Source organism: Nonomuraea sp. NPDC003804 (assembly GCF_040610675.1).
In the GTDB taxonomy this organism is placed as follows: domain Bacteria; phylum Actinomycetota; class Actinomycetes; order Streptosporangiales; family Streptosporangiaceae; genus Nonomuraea.
Map to the genome: position 1 here is coordinate 20,134 of NZ_JBEXMT010000010.1, position 17,053 is coordinate 37,186.

Annotated in this window: 32 protein-coding genes; 30 read left to right on the forward strand and 2 right to left on the reverse strand. The window is 68.0% G+C overall.

Annotated elements, in window-relative coordinates; genetic code table 11:
- Positions 1-50: 50 nt before the first annotated feature.
- The 8 genes from ABZX22_RS15580 (at position 51) to ABZX22_RS15615 (ending at position 3,732) form a co-directional block, all read left to right on the forward strand.
- Positions 51-1,259 (forward strand): site-specific DNA-methyltransferase, encoded by a 1,209-nt coding sequence (locus tag ABZX22_RS15580; RefSeq protein ID WP_354908973.1) that lies wholly within the window; start codon positions 51-53, stop codon positions 1,257-1,259.
- Between the two features lie 40 nt (positions 1,260-1,299).
- Entirely contained in the window at positions 1,300-1,686 is a 387-nt protein-coding gene (locus ABZX22_RS15585; RefSeq protein WP_354908976.1) for a hypothetical protein, read from the forward strand.
- A complete protein-coding gene (locus ABZX22_RS15590; protein ID WP_354908979.1) occupies positions 1,679-1,927 on the forward strand; it encodes a hypothetical protein in 249 nt (82 codons plus the stop codon). Before ABZX22_RS15585 ends, ABZX22_RS15590 begins: the two co-directional genes overlap by 8 nt.
- The gene (locus ABZX22_RS15595) at positions 1,920-2,399 is read left to right on the forward strand and encodes a hypothetical protein (protein ID WP_354908982.1); all 480 of its coding nucleotides are present in this window, start codon (positions 1,920-1,922) and stop codon (positions 2,397-2,399) included. Before ABZX22_RS15590 ends, ABZX22_RS15595 begins: the two co-directional genes overlap by 8 nt.
- Entirely contained in the window at positions 2,396-2,758 is a 363-nt protein-coding gene (locus ABZX22_RS15600) for a hypothetical protein (RefSeq protein WP_354908985.1), read from the forward strand. Before ABZX22_RS15595 ends, ABZX22_RS15600 begins: the two co-directional genes overlap by 4 nt.
- A gap of 24 nt (positions 2,759-2,782) precedes the next feature.
- On the forward strand, positions 2,783-3,169 hold the full coding sequence (locus ABZX22_RS15605; protein ID WP_354908987.1) for a hypothetical protein: 387 nt from the start codon (positions 2,783-2,785) through the stop codon (positions 3,167-3,169).
- A gap of 117 nt (positions 3,170-3,286) precedes the next feature.
- Positions 3,287-3,568 (forward strand): hypothetical protein, encoded by a 282-nt coding sequence (locus ABZX22_RS15610; protein ID WP_354908990.1) that lies wholly within the window; start codon positions 3,287-3,289, stop codon positions 3,566-3,568.
- Positions 3,565-3,732, forward strand: coding sequence for a hypothetical protein (locus ABZX22_RS15615; protein ID WP_354908992.1), 168 nt, complete (start codon positions 3,565-3,567; stop codon positions 3,730-3,732). Before ABZX22_RS15610 ends, ABZX22_RS15615 begins: the two co-directional genes overlap by 4 nt.
- Before the next feature lie 4 nt (positions 3,733-3,736).
- On the opposite strand, the gene ABZX22_RS15620 is transcribed toward ABZX22_RS15615, so the two are convergent.
- Positions 3,737-4,000 carry a hypothetical protein gene (locus tag ABZX22_RS15620; protein ID WP_354908995.1) on the reverse strand — a complete coding sequence of 88 codons (264 nt, stop codon included), beginning with the start codon at positions 3,998-4,000 and terminating at the stop codon, positions 3,737-3,739.
- 151 nt (positions 4,001-4,151) lie between these two features.
- On the opposite strand from ABZX22_RS15620, the gene ABZX22_RS15625 reads away from it, so the two are divergent.
- The 17 genes from ABZX22_RS15625 (at position 4,152) to ABZX22_RS15705 (ending at position 12,187) form a co-directional block, all read left to right on the forward strand.
- Complete coding sequence (locus ABZX22_RS15625; protein WP_354908998.1) at positions 4,152-4,520, forward strand: hypothetical protein; 369 nt, start codon at positions 4,152-4,154, stop codon at positions 4,518-4,520.
- Positions 4,521-4,610: 90 nt separating this feature from the next.
- The gene (locus ABZX22_RS15630) at positions 4,611-5,132 is read left to right on the forward strand and encodes a hypothetical protein (protein WP_354909000.1); all 522 of its coding nucleotides are present in this window, start codon (positions 4,611-4,613) and stop codon (positions 5,130-5,132) included.
- A gap of 87 nt (positions 5,133-5,219) precedes the next feature.
- On the forward strand, positions 5,220-5,441 hold the full coding sequence (locus ABZX22_RS15635; RefSeq protein ID WP_354909003.1) for a hypothetical protein: 222 nt from the start codon (positions 5,220-5,222) through the stop codon (positions 5,439-5,441).
- A 61-nt stretch (positions 5,442-5,502) separates the two neighbouring features.
- Positions 5,503-5,685, forward strand: a complete 183-nt coding sequence (locus ABZX22_RS15640; protein ID WP_354909005.1) for a hypothetical protein — start codon at positions 5,503-5,505, stop codon at positions 5,683-5,685.
- A gap of 91 nt (positions 5,686-5,776) precedes the next feature.
- Positions 5,777-6,187, forward strand: a complete 411-nt coding sequence (locus tag ABZX22_RS15645) for a hypothetical protein (RefSeq protein ID WP_354909007.1) — start codon at positions 5,777-5,779, stop codon at positions 6,185-6,187.
- Positions 6,188-6,191: 4 nt separating this feature from the next.
- The gene (locus tag ABZX22_RS15650) at positions 6,192-7,118 is read left to right on the forward strand and encodes a hypothetical protein (protein WP_354909009.1); all 927 of its coding nucleotides are present in this window, start codon (positions 6,192-6,194) and stop codon (positions 7,116-7,118) included.
- A 3-nt stretch (positions 7,119-7,121) separates the two neighbouring features.
- A complete protein-coding gene (locus ABZX22_RS15655) occupies positions 7,122-7,562 on the forward strand; it encodes an SLOG family protein (RefSeq protein WP_354909011.1) in 441 nt (146 codons plus the stop codon).
- Complete coding sequence (locus tag ABZX22_RS15660) at positions 7,555-7,977, forward strand: DUF6292 family protein (RefSeq protein WP_354909013.1); 423 nt, start codon at positions 7,555-7,557, stop codon at positions 7,975-7,977. The genes ABZX22_RS15655 and ABZX22_RS15660 overlap by 8 nt, the downstream gene beginning before the upstream one ends.
- Positions 7,970-8,260, forward strand: a complete 291-nt coding sequence (locus tag ABZX22_RS15665) for a hypothetical protein (RefSeq protein ID WP_354909015.1) — start codon at positions 7,970-7,972, stop codon at positions 8,258-8,260. Before ABZX22_RS15660 ends, ABZX22_RS15665 begins: the two co-directional genes overlap by 8 nt.
- A complete protein-coding gene (locus tag ABZX22_RS15670) occupies positions 8,247-8,525 on the forward strand; it encodes a hypothetical protein (protein WP_354909018.1) in 279 nt (92 codons plus the stop codon). The genes ABZX22_RS15665 and ABZX22_RS15670 overlap by 14 nt, the downstream gene beginning before the upstream one ends.
- A gap of 150 nt (positions 8,526-8,675) precedes the next feature.
- The gene (locus ABZX22_RS15675) at positions 8,676-9,155 is read left to right on the forward strand and encodes an HNH endonuclease signature motif containing protein (protein ID WP_354909513.1); all 480 of its coding nucleotides are present in this window, start codon (positions 8,676-8,678) and stop codon (positions 9,153-9,155) included.
- Positions 9,142-9,420, forward strand: coding sequence for a hypothetical protein (locus tag ABZX22_RS15680; protein WP_354909021.1), 279 nt, complete (start codon positions 9,142-9,144; stop codon positions 9,418-9,420). The genes ABZX22_RS15675 and ABZX22_RS15680 overlap by 14 nt, the downstream gene beginning before the upstream one ends.
- Positions 9,421-9,431: 11 nt before the next feature.
- Positions 9,432-9,620, forward strand: a complete 189-nt coding sequence (locus tag ABZX22_RS15685; protein ID WP_354909023.1) for a hypothetical protein — start codon at positions 9,432-9,434, stop codon at positions 9,618-9,620.
- Positions 9,586-9,804 (forward strand): DUF6011 domain-containing protein, encoded by a 219-nt coding sequence (locus ABZX22_RS15690; protein WP_354909025.1) that lies wholly within the window; start codon positions 9,586-9,588, stop codon positions 9,802-9,804. Before ABZX22_RS15685 ends, ABZX22_RS15690 begins: the two co-directional genes overlap by 35 nt.
- Positions 9,801-10,370: a hypothetical protein gene (locus ABZX22_RS15695; protein ID WP_354909028.1), complete on the forward strand. Its 570-nt coding sequence runs from the start codon at positions 9,801-9,803 to the stop codon at positions 10,368-10,370. The genes ABZX22_RS15690 and ABZX22_RS15695 overlap by 4 nt, the downstream gene beginning before the upstream one ends.
- 185 nt (positions 10,371-10,555) lie before the next feature.
- Complete coding sequence (locus ABZX22_RS15700; RefSeq protein WP_354909030.1) at positions 10,556-11,407, forward strand: hypothetical protein; 852 nt, start codon at positions 10,556-10,558, stop codon at positions 11,405-11,407.
- Between the two features lie 333 nt (positions 11,408-11,740).
- Positions 11,741-12,187, forward strand: a complete 447-nt coding sequence (locus ABZX22_RS15705) for a hypothetical protein (RefSeq protein ID WP_354909032.1) — start codon at positions 11,741-11,743, stop codon at positions 12,185-12,187.
- On the opposite strand, the gene ABZX22_RS15710 is transcribed toward ABZX22_RS15705, so the two are convergent.
- Complete coding sequence (locus ABZX22_RS15710; RefSeq protein WP_354909034.1) at positions 12,184-12,528, reverse strand: hypothetical protein; 345 nt, start codon at positions 12,526-12,528, stop codon at positions 12,184-12,186. The genes ABZX22_RS15705 and ABZX22_RS15710 overlap by 4 nt on opposite strands.
- Positions 12,529-12,596: 68 nt before the next feature.
- On the opposite strand from ABZX22_RS15710, the gene ABZX22_RS15715 reads away from it, so the two are divergent.
- From ABZX22_RS15715 to ABZX22_RS15735, 5 genes are all read left to right on the forward strand, one after another.
- Entirely contained in the window at positions 12,597-12,740 is a 144-nt protein-coding gene (locus ABZX22_RS15715; protein ID WP_354909037.1) for a hypothetical protein, read from the forward strand.
- An 89-nt stretch (positions 12,741-12,829) separates the two neighbouring features.
- Positions 12,830-13,072, forward strand: a complete 243-nt coding sequence (locus ABZX22_RS15720; RefSeq protein WP_354909039.1) for a hypothetical protein — start codon at positions 12,830-12,832, stop codon at positions 13,070-13,072.
- Between the two features lie 43 nt (positions 13,073-13,115).
- The gene (locus ABZX22_RS15725; RefSeq protein ID WP_354909041.1) at positions 13,116-13,733 is read left to right on the forward strand and encodes a hypothetical protein; all 618 of its coding nucleotides are present in this window, start codon (positions 13,116-13,118) and stop codon (positions 13,731-13,733) included.
- Positions 13,734-13,843: 110 nt separating this feature from the next.
- On the forward strand, positions 13,844-15,331 hold the full coding sequence (gene terL / locus ABZX22_RS15730) for a phage terminase large subunit (protein ID WP_354909043.1): 1,488 nt from the start codon (positions 13,844-13,846) through the stop codon (positions 15,329-15,331).
- A gap of 16 nt (positions 15,332-15,347) precedes the next feature.
- Positions 15,348-17,048, forward strand: a complete 1,701-nt coding sequence (locus tag ABZX22_RS15735) for a hypothetical protein (RefSeq protein WP_354909044.1) — start codon at positions 15,348-15,350, stop codon at positions 17,046-17,048.
- Positions 17,049-17,053 lie beyond the last annotated feature (5 nt).

Genomic DNA, 17,053 nt, shown 5'->3' on the forward strand with positions numbered 1-17,053 from the left:
GTGGACCGCGGCGCACCCCCCGTTCATCTCGACGACCTTGAGGAGACCCCGTGAACGGCCGCGCGATGGTGTTACGCGGTGACGCCCGCAACCTGCCACTGCCGGACGAGAGCGTCGACCTGATCGTGACCTCGCCGCCGTACTGGGCGCTGCGGGACTACCGCGACGGCGACGCAAGCCTCGACGGACAGATCGGCAACGAGTCCTCGCCGGGCGAGTACCTGGAGTCGCTGTGGGAGTGCACCCGCGAGTGGATGCGGGTCCTCAAGCCGGAGGGCTCGATCTTCGTCGTGTTGGGCGACAAGTACTCCGACCGGGCCGACGGAGGCCTCGCGTCGGCGCAGTCGTGGCGCGAGGATCGGGCGCACTGCCTGCCGCCCGGCCGTTCGTCCACCGCGATGGCGCCACGCAAGTCCCGGCTGATGCTGCCAGAGAGGTACAGGATCGGTTGCCTGGATCTCGGGCTGCTGGTGCGGGCGGTCATCATCTGGTCCAAGCCGTCAGCGATGCCAGAGAGCGTGACCGACCGGGTGCGGGTCGCGCACGAGGACATCGTTCACCTGACCAAGAGGCCTCAGTACTACGCTGCGGTGGACGAGATTCGGGAACCGGCGAGCGACTACTCACGTGCTCCCGGTGCGCGCAGGGCGACACCTCCGGGACAGCGCCGCCGGGCTATGGCCGACACGGTGAACCCGCTCGGCGCCTTGCCGGGCAGCGTGTGGGAGATCGCATTCCAGCCGCTCCTCGTACCCGAGCACTTGCAGACGGACCACTTCGCGGCATTCCCGTTGGAAATCCCGCGGCGGATCATCCGCGGCTGGTCGCCGTCCGGTATCTGCACCGAGTGTGGCGAAGGGCGTCGTCCAGTCGCCGTCCGAGACCGCATCGCTGACCGGCCAGGCCGTGTCCAGGGTCGTGCTGTGGATGCGCTGCTCGGTGGTCACGGCGCCGATGGTCGCGCAGGATCGCGGTTCGCCACGGTTGCAGAGGTCGTCGGCTACGCCTGTGCCTGCCCCGACCTGACCGCGCCCACCCGCCCGGCGGTCGTGCTCGACCCGTTCGGCGGGACAGGCACCACGGCTCTCGTCGCCTCCGTCCTCGGCCGCCGCGGCGTGAGCATCGACCGGTCCGCGGGCTACTGCCGGCTGGCCCAGTGGCGCACCACGGACCCAGGGGAGCGGGCCCGAGCGCTCGGACTCCCCAAGCCTCCCCCTGTCGATCCTGGCCAGGAGCGCCTGTTCGAGGAGATCGCATGACGCCCGCATCCTCCGTTCACCCCCGAGACAAGGAGACCCGGTGACCGCCGAGACCACAGCGCACCCCACGCTGATCGCGCGCCTCGCCGAGATCCGCCATGAGGTCGCCACACTGCTCGGTGACATTGACACCCGGGTCCGGCCCAAGCCCGACCGCATGTCACCCCACGACGAGCGCGGGATGCCGGGCCCGGTGTGGGAGCCAGCCGAGAAGTGGCGGCTCCTGGTCGTCGACCCGGACGAGACGCCCGCCGCGGTGTTCGTCAGCCACGAGCAGCTGTGGGACGACGACCTGATCCCGTTCGACCCGACGACGGCCCGCCGTATCGGCATGGCGTTCCTGGCGGCTGCTGACTGGGCGGACAAGGTCCGTGCCCGCGAGATCGCCGCTTCCCCGACACCCGAGGAGACCCCCACCAATGGCTGACACGAAGATCACGAACCCGGCCTTACTCGCTCAGGCGCTGCTCGACGACCTCGAAGACGGCAACCTGCCCGGCTCCCCGATCCGCCACCGCGGCGAGGAGGTGTGGCTGCACACGACCGGCCAGGTCGAGGGCTGGCTGCGTACCCACCTGGAGGCGGCCGGCCTGATCGAGCCGGTCGAGGACGTGTGGGAGCCACTGCCCGCGTCCGAGCACGCTGCGAAGGAGACCCCCAATGGCTGACAAGGCGCAGACGTTCTGCGGCAACGACGATCACGGCCGACCCGTCAACGCGATCGCCCGTCTCTCCTGGCCGGACCTCCGCTACAAGCCGACCACAGCCTGCATCGGCGACATGCAGTGGTCAGTCCGCAACTCCCTCGACGAGGGCCACCCCGTCCTGGTGGAGCCCGCCAGCGAGCCCGAGACGCATGTCGCTAAGGCCATGAAGGAAGTCGCCGTCCTCCACTACCGCGCCTACAGCAGCCCCGTCAGGGCGATCCTCCTCGAGGCGCCCGACATGCCCTGCTACGACGAGCTCCCAGAGACGCTGGAGGAGCGGCGCAAGCTGCCCGCCCGATTCCACATCCCGAGGTGGGACGGCGACGGCCAGCCGAACATGTGGCTGTGCGCCGTCTGCTGGGAGGAAGGCGTCGTCTACTCGTGGCCGTGCGAGGTCGCGGCGGCGAACGGCGGCGAGGTGTTCGCGCGATGAGCCTGCCGACCTTCGAGGAAGCCAACACGAGAGCCCGTGAAGGGTCGCCGTTCTCGAACGGCACCGAGGGCGAGTGCTGGATGGCGAACAACTGCCACAGGTGCGTGCACGACGCTCCGACCAGGCGGGACGAGTGGGACAAGGGCTGCCAGCTGATCCTGGTGGCGTTGCTCGGCAAGACGCCGGCCGAGTGGCTGGAGCGCAAGCCGTACGGACTGTCGGACCGGTACACGTGCATCTACTTCCGCGACGAGAACGACCCGGGCCCGGGGGGAGCCGACGCCGATCCCGGACCCTCCCGGACAGCTCACCCTGTGCCCGCGAGACGAGTTCGAGCGTCCGGCCCGCTTGTTTGCTGACACGAAGCCTGTGGAGGTGGACGCATGATCCACGCCTTCGTCTACCAGGCTGCCCGTGACCGCCTGTCCCGCTGGTGGGCTGGCGTCCCAGCAGTGCAGGAGCCGCCCGAGGCCGACTGCTTCGCCGAACTCGCCGACCTGGACCAGCTGGAGGAGCCTGAGCCGCCGCACGTGACGGCTTGGGAGCCGACCGCGGACGAGATCGGCAACTCGCCGGAGTGGGGCGTGCTCGACGACCTGGCGGCCCTGTCTGAGGAGTGCAGTCCGTGGGAGGCGGCCCGCCTCATGTTCGCACCGGGCGAGTCCGGCAGCGGGGCGTTGGGGGCGGGGGACGGCGCGGGCGGGGATGCCGCCACACGGGCCTCAGAGGCCCCACAGAGCGTTTCGGGGCGCTCTTCGGTCCGCCGGTAAGGCTCGGGCTTCCGCTGAGAGTTCCTGCGGGCTCTCAGCGGCCTCCGATCGGAACGGTAGTACGCAAAGCGATCAAGAAAACGAACACCAGCGCGCAACAGAAGGGACGAAACGCCCATGGATCTGCCCGAGTGGGAAGCCGTCTACGAGCCGGGCAACGTGTCCGACTACCTGATCGGCTACCTCAACGACGAAGCGCCCGCCAAAGCCGCAGCGGAAGCGTGGCTGCGGACCCAGAAGGAAGGCATCGGCAGGCTGGAATGGGGCTACCTCGCCACCTCGGGCGAGTACGACGAATGGTGGGACCTGGCCGAGATCGACGACGAGGACGGCGCCATCACCGACACGGGGATCATCGTCCGCCGTCGCACAGCCCAGCAGGCGGGGGAGTCCGGGTGACCCGCCGCCTGAAGATCGCTGCGGCTGTCTGCATCGTGGCCAGCTACTCGGGCGCCTACATCGCGCTGGCGATGGGCCAGTGGCGGGCGCTGCTGGCCGCGCTCGGCTACGTGCTGCTGCTGCTCGCGGTCCTGCTGGTCGTCCTGCGCAGGCGGTCGAGGTGAACGGCTACTCGCCGGCGGGCTTGGCCTCTCGCCCCACAGTGGGGGGCCGTAGCCGCTCTACGCCCTCAGCGCGGGCGATGCGGCGGAACAGTTCGTCGGTCAGCCCGGTCAGCTTGGCGAGCTGGCTGACGGTGGCGCCCTCCCTGAGGGCTTGGGCCGCAGCTTCCTTGACCTCGGGCAGGAGCGTCTTCTCCGTCTCTCGGGCGCGCTTGTAGCGGGCGAAGAGTGAGGCGGTGTCCGCGGCGGGCGTGTAGTCGCTCTTGCTCATGGCCCCATGTTCGCACAGGTCGTAGGCCACTGGAAAGGCCACCATGTTGGCCAGCCAAAAGAATCTTGAAGCACAACAGGTTGGCCTATTGACTGGCCAACATGTTGGCCTATAGGTTTGAGTCATCGCAAGGGAGACCAGGGAGGCAGAAATGATCGACATCAGCTACGGCGACACGGCAGCCGACATCGAGCGCAAGCTGTTCGCCTCCTGGGCCGCCAAGGGCACCCAGCCCGCCGCCCCGGTCCCCGCCGCGCCGGCCAACCTGGAGGGCCGCATCCGCGCCGCCTACGCCAAGCTCCGCAACCACTGCGAGTGGGTCTCCCTCGCCGCCATCCGCGCCGAGATCGCCGACGTGGCCCGCGCCGACCAGGACGCCGCCCTCCGCCGCCTCGCCGGCGCGGTCGACGCCGACCTGATCCCCGAGAACAACCAGAAGGCGCTCACCGCTGAGGACCGCGCGGCGGCCCTGCGCGTGGGCGACCAGCCCAAGCACTACCTCGCGATCGGCCTCCGCTAGCAGCCCCGGCCCGGGGGAGACTTCCGGCCCCGCCCCCAGACACCGACCAGACCCAGCGCCAGATCAAAACCCTTCGACCGAGGAGGCTCAATGACCATCACCCTCGCCCCGACCACCTCCCACCGCTCCAACCGAATCAACCTGCTCGACCGCCTGTACGCCTCGCCCGGCTGGCAGCACACCCTCACCCTCGGCCTGTACACCGACCACCCCGTGACGACCTTCCGCCGCGTTGAGGGTCCGTTCGCCGGCTACAGCCTGGCCGTCTTCGGCGACGACCCCGACGCGGCCCGGATCGTCGACGGCATCAACGCTGGCCACATGCCAGCCTGCGGCCTCGACATCGACGTCATCGTCAAGGCGATCGACGCCATCGGCGCGATCCTCGCCGAGGGCCGCTCCGGGACGGCGACGCTGGCCGAGGTGGTCGCCCTGCGCGCGGCGGCCGAGCCCTGGTACGTCGCCGACCCCGACACCCGGCAGACGCTCCGAGCCGTGTGCAACGGCCGTCCGCTGCAGGTGCTGTCGGACGAGTCGGTGACCCGGCTGCAGCAGCTCACCGTGACCCTGGCCAGGCTCGCCATGGCTGTCGCCGTGGACGGCTTCGCCTGACACCTCCCGGGCCCCGCGAGGGGCCCAACCCCCTCTCCCTGAAGATCCCCGCCCCCGAATCCCAGGCCAGCCGAACGGAGAACCGAGATGAGCACCTTCCTGGCACAGAAGCCGATCTACAGAGTCAAGTGCGACAACAAGATCGGACAGCCCTGCGAAGCCACCTTCGAGGCGGACAACGACTTCGACCGGGGCAGCGACAGGATGACCCGCCAGGCAGCCCGTGGCGCTGGCTGGGATGTGCCGCCGCCGCGCGGTGAGGGCTCTCGCTCGCCTTTCGACTTCTGCCCAGAACACAAGCGCCGCTGACCTCTCGGCCCTCTTCCCCGGTCCTGCCGGGCCACCCCAACCCCCTAAACGGAGAACCGACATGACCCTGCCGACCTTCGACGAGATGCGCCGTAACGCTCACCGGCTCCTCGGCGACGCCCAGGACGAGCTCCGCTCCGACTGGACCGGACCCGGCCCGAGCGATGAGCAGGCCGAGGCGATGGCGGAGGCCGTGCGCTTCATCGCTCAGGCCAAAGCGGCGCTCGACCGGGCAGCCCGCTGACTCCAGCCCTCCTCCCCGGTCCTGCCGGGACTCCGCACTCGGGATGCGGGGAGGGCACTCAACCAACCCGACGATCTTGAAAGAGGTGGAGATGCCGAAGAACACCCGACTGTCCGGCCACACGCTGCGCTCCGAGGGCAAGCCGTTCCAATGGAGCACTGAGAGCCGCCGGTACGTCCGCACCAACACCCTGTACGGCGCCAATACCGGGGACGGCGTCGCCCTCTGCTCGTGCGGCACCAGGTCACCGATGCTGCACTCCAACGCCGAGCGCAAGCGCTGGCACGCCCTCCACAAGGATGATGTCCGCGCCCAGCTCGCGGACTCCTCCCTCAACGACGAGAGCTATGACCCCGAAGCGGACTTCGCGGCGACCGGGACCGTGCTGTGCGCTGACTGCGGTACCCGTGTTCGTCCGAGGACGCTGGAGTCTCTGCCTGAACACCGCTGCGCTGAACGGCAGCAGGCCCGCGCGGACTCCTCCCAGGGAGAGGAGAGCTGACCCGATGAGCCGAGAAGTGAAGCGCGTCGCCCTCGACTTCGACTGGCCTCTCAGCACCGTCTGGGAGGGCTACCTGATGCCCGACCGCCTGCGGGAAACGAAGTGCTCCGACTGCGACGGGAGCGGCTGGTCACCGCGCGGACAGTACCTGCACAGCCTGTGGTACGGGTACGTGCCGTTCGACCCCGCCTCCAACGGGTCAACGCCTCTCACGCCGGACTCCGCCGCGGTGCGCGCGTTCGCCGAGCGCAACATCAGCCGCGCACCGGACTACTACGGGAAAGGCGGGGTGGCAATCGTCTTAGAGGCGACCCGGCTGGCCGACTTGTGGAACGGGCAGTGGAGCCACCACCTCAACGACGATGACGTGACCGCGCTCGTGGAGGCAGGCCGGCTCAAGGACTTCACCCACCGCTGGACCAAGGAGGAGGGCTGGCAGAAGATCGACCCGCCAGTCATCCCATCCGCTGAGCAGGTCAACGAGTGGTCCCTGCGCGGATTCGGCCACGACAGCATCAACGCGCACATCGCGATCGAGGCCCGGTGCAAACGAGAGAGCGTGGACCCGATCTGCCCGACATGCGGCGGGTACGGCAGCGTCGAGGCCTACCCTGGGCAGCGAGCTGAGGCCGAAGCCTGGGAACGAACCGAGCCGCCGGCAGGGCAGGGCTGGCAGTTCTGGGAAACCGTCAGCGAGGGCTCTCCGCTGTCGCCGGTGTTCGCCACCTCCGACGAGTTGGTGACGTGGCTGATGAACGAGCAGGGCTATCGGCTGTCGGCCGCACAGCAGGTCGTAGCCGACGGCGGCACCGTCGGCACCTTCCTGGGCACATCGATGGATGGGCATCCCGTCCTGCTTGACACCGCCCGAGACGCCGACATCATCGACTCCCTGGCCAGCTCGCCCGCCTCCCAGACCGAGGAGGGCTGACCTGTGGCCAAGCCGTACCGCGTCCTCATCACGGGTAGTCGATCTTGGAACGACGAGCAAGCCATCCGTGACGCTCTCGCCCCCATCTCCTTCATTTACGGTTCCGAGAACGTCGTCGTGGTCCACGGCCACTGCCCGCGCGGCGCTGACGCCCTCGCCGACCAGATCGCCTCCGACTGGGGCATGACCATAGAACGCCACCCCGCAGACTGGGCAGCTCCATGCGGACCGGTCTGCCGAACCCCTCACCGCAAACGCCGGCCGGACGGCACCACCTACTGCCCTTGGGCTGGCTGGACCCGCAACCAGGCGATGGTGGACCTCGGAGCCGATGTGTGTCTGGCGTTCATCCGCAACAACTCCCGTGGGACCGCCGACTGCATCCGCCGCGCCGAGAAGGCTGGCATCCCTGTCCGCCGCTACGAGAGGACCACGCGTGTCTGAGATCAACTACCACGAGGCGCACGAGCCCTACCTCAAGGCCGTCGTCATCGCCCTGGACGCGGCCGGCCTCACCGTTGGGGACTGGTTCGCTGACGCCAACGACCCGCGAGACGGCTGCATCACCCTCGCCGAGCCGGATGAGGACGGCGACGAACGCAACGTCGCCTGGGACGAAGAGAAGGGCTGGTTCTACGGCACCAGCCCAGAGGACGGGCACGGCGAGATCCACGGCATCTGGTGGATCTGCGACGACGTGCTGCCCGAGCCCTCCGACGTCGTGACGGCCATACAGCAGTGCGTCGCCGGCGACCACTCGCAGGCGACCCTCGATCACGGCTACTACCGGGACTTCGAGGACGACGAGGACGGGTTCGAGGAGCGGCTGCGCGCCTACGCAGGAGGCGACGATGCCTGACATCTCTCAGGAAGCCGTACAAGCCGCCGCGCTGGCGATAGGCAGGGAGTACGCGAGCCTGCGCGAGTGGGACCGCGAGGCGTTCGCCCGAGCCGCCCTGGAGGCTGCTACTCCTGTCCTCGCCGCCCAAGCCCGGGCACAGGCGCGACAAGAGGTAGCCGAGGAGATCGCTGCCGAGATCGACGCGGCTGGCGAGAAGGACGAAGAGTTCCACTACAGGGCTGGCATGAGCCGCGCCGCCTACATCGCCCGCCAGATCGGAGAAGCCCGTGACGACTCCTGAGGTCCTCGAACCGGCCGTGGCGGGAGCGCGGCAGGCACAGGCCGGCGCGGTCGAGCAGTGGAACAAGACCGTTCCCGTAGGCACTCCGGTCCGCTACTGGACCGGCTACCGCGAAGGCGACGGCAAGCAGAGCCGTACACGCACCGACGCCCAGATGCTCGGCGGCCACACCGCAGTCGTGTGGATGGATGGCGAGCCGTCCTGCGTCGCGCTCACTCACGTCGAGCCGCTGCTGTCCGATGAGATCGGAGAAGCCCGTGACTGACCTCCGCCAGCGGTACGCCGAAGCGACCATGACCCAACCAACAAGGGGAGACTTTCAGTGACCACCATCGGGGACCGGCATGAGATCGCGACGTTGCGACCCGAACTCCACGCTCGGCTGGTGACGCGGTTCAATCAGACCCAGAGGGAGATGTCGGCTACTGAGTGGGCCGATCTGGTACTGGACACCGTCGCAGGCTGGCAGGTCGAAGAGTTCTTTAAGCGAGTCGAGAAGACGGAAGGCTGCTGGATCTGGACAGCGGGCGTAAGCGGGACCAACCACGGCAGATTCTGGACCGGCGAACGTCACGTCCCTGCGCATCGGTTCTCCTACGAGTACGCGCGGGGCCCTGTGCCTGCGGAGCTGTACATGGATCATCTCTGCAGGAATCCGAGGTGCGTAAATCCCGATCACCTCGAGCCAGTAACGCCAAGAACGAACGTCTTACGTGGAACTTCCATGGTGGCGGGTAACGCTGGCAAGACCCACTGCAAGCGGGGGCACGAGTACACGCCAGAGAACACCCATCGGGACAAGCGAGGTAGGCGTAGCTGCAAAGAGTGCCATCGACTCTTGGCCGCAAGTCGACGCGCCGCCAAGCGACAGGAGGATGGCGATGGAGCGCCGTGACGAGGAACTGGAGCAGCTGCGCCGTGAGTTGATCGTCCAGCGGGCGTCTGCTCGTGGTTTGCGTGACGCGCGTGACAGGTCAGCTCGGTATGCCGCCGAGCAAAGGGCCCGTGCCGAGAAGGCCGAAGCCGCCGTCGCCCGAGCTCGCGCCGTCTGCCACAAGGCGATGGCCGAGAAGGACGCTCCCGGCATGTGGCTGGTGGCTCAGCAGGTCCTCGCCGCTATCGACAACACCCAGACAGCCGTACCCGAGGAGGAGCGTTGAGAGTCGGCGCCATGCTGTTGATCGTCGGGCTCGGTGTCATGGCCGCCGAAGTGTGGCTGGCGACAACCGCGCCTCCAGAGCTGCTCGGCGTCCCGATCAGCCTCTTCGTGATGACGGCCGTCACGGAATACGTCGTGTTCACCGAATGGTGGGAGGAGGTGCGGTGTGCTTCTCGACTTCGGCGAGCCCGCCGTCCGTGACCACGTAGTCCGTTGCGGGTCCTGCAGACGTCTCCTGCGGGACCCCGCGTCCCAGGCTCTTGGGCTGGGCCAGGACTGCGCCGAGAAACTGGGCGTAGCACCTCGAAAGCCCATCCGGATCACCGGCGTCCCGCAAGGATGGGACTGCGACGGACAGATGGATCTCCTGGAGGGCGCGACGTGAATGCAGCCACGATCACAACGGTTCTCACGTCTGCCGTGGTCTCAGCATTCGTAGCACTAGCAATCGAGTGGGCTGCGAAGCCTCGACTCGAGGCGCGCAAGGAACGGATCCTGGCTGTCCAGCGTGCCCGGTTCGCAGCCATCGATGCCTGTCGTGAGATCCTTATGCGCCTAGGCGGCATCACTACGCGCAATCCGTTCGCTCGCTCTCCTGAGCGGGAGAAATTCATCGCGGAGATGACCCGCATGCGGTCTGAGATCGTCGACCTGTCCCGCACCCTGCAAGACCACCTGGTCGTCTCGGGCATACACCAATCCGCCCTCGGCCGCGAGCTCTACGGGCGGCTGGTCGGCCGCGTGCGCGGCGCCGCCATATCGGAGAAGACCAATGACCAGGTCGTCGAAGAGCTCACTGGTCCCGTGCTACTGCTCGCCCATCTCCTCGAGACACAACGGGGAAAGCCCATCGGGCGCTGGGTGGCCAAGCGCAACGCCCGTGCCTGGCTCGCCGAGCAAGCATCAGCAGACACCCGTCCTGCGCTAGAGGAAGACGCGGTTACAACCTAAGGGTTGCCCTGCTTTCGACGATCGAATAGCGGCATCCGGGAACACACGGGACGGCGGGAGCGCTTACACGCGAAAGCGGCTCCCCGCGCCCACGGGAAGCCGCCTCGACCCCACAACAACCTCGCCAGCCCACCAGCCTCACCAGTGGTCTCCCGTACAGCGTAGCGACACCTACGGGGGACACGTTGGCCATCGCCTGCCCGGTCGCCATCTGCGACCGCATCATGCCCGGCTCGCTCAAGATCTGCGGCGCCTGCTCGTCAGAACTCCGCCGCGAACTCGCCGCCGTCCCAGGACTCTTCGAGGACCTGGACCTCGCCATCAGCCGGCAGACCCGCCTCACCGGCGGCAGCGTCGGCGGGCGCAGCACTGAGAAGCCGCTCCCGTGGAACGAGCGCGCATCCGATGCCGCCGAGCATCTGTCAGTGCTCCTGCTCGGCTGGGCGCGCGTCCTGGTCGCCTCCGTCCAGGTCCTGCAAGGCCCCACCTGCGGCACATGCACCCACCCGTCCTGCCTGTACGCCGAGCTCGGCCGCGAACCCCACCACCACCCCGCCCACGTCGCACCCTGGCTCCACCGGCACGCCGGCGCTCTCATCGCCCACCCCGCCGGCCCGGACGCCGTCGAGGAGATCCTCACCGCTGTGCGTAACGCCCGCCGCGCCACTGACACGCCGCCGCGGGACCTCGTCTACGCCGGCCCCTGCGACGGCTGCGACGGCGGACTGTACGCCAAGCCTGGCGCCGCAACCACGACCTGCCGCTGGTGCGTTGACGACGAGGACAAGCCTCTGCGCTACGAGGTGGCAGCCCGCCGCAAGTGGATGCTCAACTCCATGAACGACCTCGAACTTCCCGCACCGGTGATCGCCCGCGCTCTTACCAGCCTGGTGCGGCCTATCAAGCCCGCGCTCATCCACACGTGGGTGTCAAGGAAGCGGCTCACCCCGGCCGGTCTCGACCGCCACGATCGGATGCTGTTCCGCGTCGGCGACGTCGTCGACCTGATGACCGTTCCGACACGGCAAGCAGGGTAGTTGCGCACGCAACGATGATCTGACATGATCAGCCTTGCTAGCTTCGGCGAGAGCCGTCGAGAAGCCCTCCACCACCGGGGGGCTTCTCGCATTTTCGGGGCCCTATACGCCCCTAGACATCCCCAGACACGCAGCCGTCTCGCGGCAGGCTGCGTAGCTCCACAGCCCTTCCCCGTGCTGTGTAGAGCCCCCGATGCCGGCCTGGCTCTCTTGGATTGAGCAGTCCACGAGAGAGGGCCAGGCCGACATCACCCCTTGAACGTGCGGCCCGTCCTCTCCGGGGGGTCAGGACTGGGCCGCACCTCGACCCCCTAAGACCCCCTTGGAGCAGCGATGCGCATCCAGATCCTCCCTCTCCCTACAGTCGCCATCGGGGGCGTCGTCAAGGAGCCCTACGCCCTGGTGGTCGACCAGGTCGAAGGCGTCCCAGACGAGCAGGCATTGGAGCTGTGGCAGCGGTTTGGAGCCGAGTGTGGTGCCCGTACCGTTCTGGTCGTGCCAGACACGGTCGAGATCGTCGACCGGTGCGCAGGTCCGCCCGTGACCGTCAACATGACGGACGCGGTCATCCAAGATGCCGACCCGACCGCAGGATGGCCCAGGCTAGACAAGAGCCAGGCCAAGCCCTTCCGAGCGTGCACCGAATGCGGCTTCGTCTACGAGACCGAAGACCACTGGAAGCTCGAGTACAACAAGGCCGCTCCGCGCATGGTGATGCCGTGGCCGCTGAGCAAGTTCCAAGCGGCGGACGCGTGCCCTCGCTGTCTCCACAACTTCTAGTCAGGGTCCCGGTAGCGCTCGATCCGCTCCAGATAGTCGCCATCGACAGCCTTCACGTACCACCAGCCGACCGGCGGCACCTGATGCACGAGCACGTTCAGGTAGTCGGGCAGCCCATACTTCTCGCCGTCCAGATCAACGAGGTAGGCGCGCATCTCGAACCTGCGCCGCACCGGCCGGCCCCGCTCGTCTATCGCACCTGCGGGCACCTCGGGCGCTGTATATCGGGCGTGCACGCGCGAGACGACCCAGCGCGCCATCAGCTGCCCCTCAGGTACGACCCATCCGCCGGGCCCGCGGTCGTGTGGCCAGTTCTGCAGCTCAACCCGAGTCGTCTCCACCCAGGCATTCTCGAACACGTGAACGGTTGATCGCCACCCACCCCACCGCTAGACCAGGGAGGCTCCACATGGACGTCCTACTCCTGCTCGCCATCATCGCGTTCGCCGCCGGCGGGATCGTCGCCGCCATCCAAAAGGCGTGGGTCCTCGTGCTGGTGTGTGCCGGCCTGTGCCTGCTCACGCTCGCTCAGACCGGGCTGATCGACAGCTAACCCCATCCAAGATCCTGCGGCTCGCTACCGCAGGTAGACGGCCCCGAGACCCTCCCGGACTCGGGGCCGTCGCCATACCGGGAGAACAAATGCTCGCAACCGCAACGGAAGTATTCCTGGTCATCGCCATGATCCTCGGCTTCGGCGGAGTCCTCGGCCTCGGCAACGCGATCCTCGCGTTCGCCACAGGCTGTGAAGCGCGCTGGTACTGGCATATAGCCATCTGGCTCGCCTGCTTCGTCCTCCTCGTGACCGACGCCTACCTCGGCGCCGAGGCGGGCATGTGGTGCCTGTCCAGCGACGCCGTCGCCCCCAACCTGCGATGCCGATGAACGCCCACGCCATCGACGTCGTCCCAGGACGCGAGGACAGGCCATGAACGACAACCAAAACGGCACTGGCCATGGCGGTGCCCGCTGCGGCGGGACGAACCGGGGCGGCCAGACGTGTGGTCATCCTGCTGGCTGGGGCACCGACCACCCCGGAATCGGGAAGTGCAAGCACCACGGCGGGAGCACGCCAACCCACAAGGCCGCTGCTAAGGCAGAGATGGCACGGCGAGCGGTCGCCACGTACGGCCTGCCTCGCGAGGTGGACCCTGCTTCGGCTCTCCTCGAGGAGGTGCATCGTAGTGCTGGCCACGTGGCGTGGCTGGAGCAGAAGGTGCGCGACCTCGACGAGGATGAGCTGGTGTGGGGCGTTGTCGAGGAGGTAGACAAAGGCTATGGCGAGTTCACTGGAACGGACACGACGTCGGCGGCTAAGCCGAACGTGTGGCTGGAGCTGTACCAAAAAGAGCGCAAGCACCTAACGGACGTGAGCAAGGCGGCGCTGGCTGCGGGTATCGCTGAGCGGCAGGTGCGCCTGGCTGAGCAGCAGGGGGCGCTGATCGCTTCGGTGATTGGGCGCATCTTGGACGACCTTGAGTTGTCGGATGAGCAGCGGCAGATGGTCGGCACAGTGGTGCCCCGGCATCTCCGGGCGATTGCGTAACGCAGCGTGATCCTGGGTGCGGGAGTGCCGGTATCCGGTCGGTGAGACGGGCATAGATTGATCATGGGATTGCCTGATCAGCAAGCATGTCACTCTCTGTAGGGGGCGGCATGACTTTGACCGCCTGGGAAGCTGCCGCCCGCCTCTTCGAGCCACCTCGCCGCCGCTGGGCCAGCCCTGGTGACCTCGCCCGGCATCTCGACCCGAAGACGCGGCAGACGCTAATGCTCGACCTCCTCGACGACGAGCTCGTGCGACTGCTGGACACCCCGGACGGGCGTCTCGTGATCTCGGTCGCCCCGCAGGAGGGAAAGAGCCAGCGAACGTCTCGGCGGTTCCCGCTGTGGGCGCTGACGCAGAAGCCTGACACGCGGATCGCCATCGCCTCCTACGAGCACGGTGTTGCTCGCCGGTGGGGCAGGGCCATCCGTGACGACATCATCGTCCACGGCGGCGAGCTTGGCCTGTCCGTCCGGGACGACCTGTCAGCCCAACACGAATGGCAGCTGGTCGGCCATGAGGGCGGCGTCTACGCGGCCGGCATCGGCGGAGCCCTCACAGGCCGGCCAGTAGACCTGCTCGTCATCGATGATCCGATCAAGGACCGGGCCCAAGCCGACTCCGCGGTGTTCCGCGAGCGGGCATGGGACTGGTGGACCGACGTCGCAGCGACCCGCCTCGCACCGGGTGCGCCCGTGGTGTTGATCCTCACCCGCTGGCATGAGGACGACCTCGCCGGCCGCCTGCTCGCCGCGGAGGACGGGCATCTGTGGCGGGTCGTCAACATCCCCGCGCAGGCGGACCACGACCCGAACAAGGGCGAGGTCGACCCGCTCGGCCGTGAGCCGGGCGAGTTCATGGAGTCGGCCCGTGGCCGAACCCGAGCACAGTGGGAAGCCATCAAGGTCCGCTCAGGCTCCCGCACATGGGCCAGCCTCTACCAGGGCCGACCCGCGCCCGCCGCCGGCGACATCTTCCAGCGCGAATGGTGGCGCGAGTACACCTCGCCACGGTGGATCGAACGCCCCGACGGCTCATGCTGGGCCCCTGGCGCGGACGAAGTCTGCATGTCGTGGGACATGACGTTCAAGAACACCGACGGCTCCGACTACGTCGTAGGCCAGGTCTGGGCAAGATACGGCCTCGAGCTGTTCCTCCTCGACCAGGTCCACGACCGGCTCAGCTTCACCGAGACGTGCGCTGAACTGCGGCGGATGGCGGCGAAGTGGCCCCAGGCCACGTTGAAGCTGGTGGAGGACAAGGCCAACGGGACCGCGGTTATCAACTCGCTGTCCCGGCAGGTGCCCGGCCTCGTCCCCGTTGAGCCCGACGGATCCAAAGAGGCCAGGGCCCGCGCCGTCACCCCGTTCATCGAGGCCGGCCAAGTCTGGATTCCCGCCCCTGAGCTGTGCCCCTGGGTCGGCGGGTTCGTCCAGGAGCACAACGGCTTCCCCAACGCCGCCCACGATGACCAGGTAGACGCCTGCACCCAGGCGATCAACCGGATGCTGCTCGCGCCCATCCTCGCCGGAGACCTGATCATCGACGCGACCGAGCTGGACGACGAACTCGACAGCTACGCCATAAGCCCGTACTGAGCCGAGGGAGGCCGCTGTGGGTTTCGCCTCCCGCCTGCAAGAGACGTTCTACCGAGTCACCGGACGCACGGAACTGGCCGAAGTGGTGAGGGCCGAACGGCAGATGGTCGAGCATCTGCGCGAGTCGATGGCTGACCTCGAAGCCCGCATGCACGAGCCGGGCTGGCAGCGCCTCACCGCGTACGCCGAGCAGGAGTTCAGCCGTGAAGGGCTGCAGCAGATCACCGCGGTCTGCCGCATCATGACGATCAAGTCGCCGCTTCTCCGCCGCGGCCTGTCCCTGCGGACGGGCTACGTGTGGGGGCAGGGCATCCAGATCAGCGCTCGCGCGACAGGGGAGCAGGGGCAGGACGTCAACGCGGTGGTGCAAAAGTTCCTCGACGACGCCGGCAACCGGCGCACGTTCACCGGCGACCAGGCGCATGAGGAGCTCGAGCGGGCCCTGTACTCCGACGGCAACGTGTTCCTCGCCCTGTTCACCCGGCCCTCAACCGGCCGAGTCCAGGTGCGGACCCTGCCGTGGGACGAGATCACCGACGTCATCTGCAACCCCGAAGACCGCAGCGAGCCTTGGTTCTACCGCCGCGAATGGTGGCAGGACCGCCGCACCGAATCCGGCGTGGTGCAGGAGCGGATGGTCGCCTACTATCCGGCGCTCGGCTACAACCCGCCCATCAAGCCGCGGCGCCTGTCGTTCCCCATGTACGGCGACGCCGGCCTGGCCGAGGTGTACTGGGACGCGCCCGTCTACCACGTCAAGGTCAACAGCCAGCTCGGCTGGAAGTGGGGCGTTCCCGACTCGTACGCGGCGATCGACTGGGCGCAGGCGTACAAGGAGTTCCTCACCGACTGGGCCCGGCTCATCAAGAGCTTGAGCCGGTTCGCGTGGAAGCTGACCAGCAAGGGCAGCAAGCAGGCCGCCGCCCGCGCCAGGATCGCCGCAGGCCCAGGAACCGACCGCTACTCGGGCGAACCTCAGCACGCCGGCGCCACCGCCTTGATGACGCCCGACATGGCACTCGAAGCCGTACCCAAGAGCGGTGCGACGATCGACTCCGAGTCCGGCCGACCGCTCGCGGCCATGGTGGCCGCAGCCCTGGACGTGCCGGTGACGATGCTGCTCGGCGATCCCGGCACCACCGGAGCTCGCGCCACAGCGGAAACTCTGGACACGCCGACCGAGCGCAGCATGGAGCTCCGCAGGTCGGTGTGGGGAGAGGCATACCGGCAGATCCTCGACTACGTCATCGACCAAGCCGTCAAGGCGCCCCAGGGCGCGCTGAAGGGCAAGGTCACCCGCGACGAGGACGGCAACGAAGCCATCGAGCTGGCGAACAACACCGATCGCACGCTCGACCTGTCCTGGCCGGACATCGACGACCTCGACCCTGCGGTCATTGTCGACTCCATCGTCAAGGCCGACGCGACCGGCTACCTGCCGCCCCTCGTCGTCGTACGTCTCCTGCTGGAGGCACTCGGCGTGCGAGACATCGACTCCATCATCGAGAGCCTGACGGGGGAGGACGGCGAATTCCGGCCTCCCGAGGGCGCAGCAGGCGCGGCAGGGCAGGCAGCAGTGGACGCGTTCCGCCGCGGCGACGACCCCGCGAAGCTGCTGGCAGGCCGCCGCCAAGACGAGCCAGACGAGCAGCCCGAGCAGGATCCGGAGCCTGACGAGGAAGACCAGGACGAGGAACCCGACGACGAGGACAAATAGCTCGG

What these genes read in the sequence shown, in the direction of transcription:
- ABZX22_RS15640 (WP_354909005.1), top strand. Translation starts at nt 5,503, where the DNA reads ATGACCCTGCCGACCTTCGACGAGATGCGCCGTAACGCTCACCGGCTC.
- ABZX22_RS15725 (WP_354909041.1), top strand. Translation starts at nt 13,116, where the DNA reads ATGAACGACAACCAAAACGGCACTGGCCATGGCGGTGCCCGCTGCGGC.
- ABZX22_RS15595 (WP_354908982.1), top strand. Translation starts at nt 1,920, where the DNA reads ATGGCTGACAAGGCGCAGACGTTCTGCGGCAACGACGATCACGGCCGA.
- ABZX22_RS15650 (WP_354909009.1), top strand. Translation starts at nt 6,192, where the DNA reads ATGAGCCGAGAAGTGAAGCGCGTCGCCCTCGACTTCGACTGGCCTCTC.
- ABZX22_RS15620 (WP_354908995.1), bottom strand. Translation starts at nt 4,000, where the DNA reads ATGAGCAAGAGCGACTACACGCCCGCCGCGGACACCGCCTCACTCTTC.
- ABZX22_RS15675 (WP_354909513.1), top strand. Translation starts at nt 8,676, where the DNA reads ATGTCGGCTACTGAGTGGGCCGATCTGGTACTGGACACCGTCGCAGGC.
- ABZX22_RS15720 (WP_354909039.1), top strand. Translation starts at nt 12,830, where the DNA reads ATGCTCGCAACCGCAACGGAAGTATTCCTGGTCATCGCCATGATCCTC.
- ABZX22_RS15630 (WP_354909000.1), top strand. Translation starts at nt 4,611, where the DNA reads ATGACCATCACCCTCGCCCCGACCACCTCCCACCGCTCCAACCGAATC.
- ABZX22_RS15625 (WP_354908998.1), top strand. Translation starts at nt 4,152, where the DNA reads ATGATCGACATCAGCTACGGCGACACGGCAGCCGACATCGAGCGCAAG.
- ABZX22_RS15590 (WP_354908979.1), top strand. Translation starts at nt 1,679, where the DNA reads ATGGCTGACACGAAGATCACGAACCCGGCCTTACTCGCTCAGGCGCTG.
- ABZX22_RS15605 (WP_354908987.1), top strand. Translation starts at nt 2,783, where the DNA reads ATGATCCACGCCTTCGTCTACCAGGCTGCCCGTGACCGCCTGTCCCGC.
- ABZX22_RS15665 (WP_354909015.1), top strand. Translation starts at nt 7,970, where the DNA reads ATGCCTGACATCTCTCAGGAAGCCGTACAAGCCGCCGCGCTGGCGATA.
- ABZX22_RS15685 (WP_354909023.1), top strand. Translation starts at nt 9,432, where the DNA reads ATGCTGTTGATCGTCGGGCTCGGTGTCATGGCCGCCGAAGTGTGGCTG.
- terL (WP_354909043.1), top strand. Translation starts at nt 13,844, where the DNA reads ATGACTTTGACCGCCTGGGAAGCTGCCGCCCGCCTCTTCGAGCCACCT.
- ABZX22_RS15680 (WP_354909021.1), top strand. Translation starts at nt 9,142, where the DNA reads ATGGAGCGCCGTGACGAGGAACTGGAGCAGCTGCGCCGTGAGTTGATC.
- ABZX22_RS15645 (WP_354909007.1), top strand. Translation starts at nt 5,777, where the DNA reads ATGCCGAAGAACACCCGACTGTCCGGCCACACGCTGCGCTCCGAGGGC.
- ABZX22_RS15715 (WP_354909037.1), top strand. Translation starts at nt 12,597, where the DNA reads ATGGACGTCCTACTCCTGCTCGCCATCATCGCGTTCGCCGCCGGCGGG.
- ABZX22_RS15635 (WP_354909003.1), top strand. Translation starts at nt 5,220, where the DNA reads ATGAGCACCTTCCTGGCACAGAAGCCGATCTACAGAGTCAAGTGCGAC.
- ABZX22_RS15610 (WP_354908990.1), top strand. Translation starts at nt 3,287, where the DNA reads ATGGATCTGCCCGAGTGGGAAGCCGTCTACGAGCCGGGCAACGTGTCC.
- ABZX22_RS15705 (WP_354909032.1), top strand. Translation starts at nt 11,741, where the DNA reads ATGCGCATCCAGATCCTCCCTCTCCCTACAGTCGCCATCGGGGGCGTC.
- ABZX22_RS15600 (WP_354908985.1), top strand. Translation starts at nt 2,396, where the DNA reads ATGAGCCTGCCGACCTTCGAGGAAGCCAACACGAGAGCCCGTGAAGGG.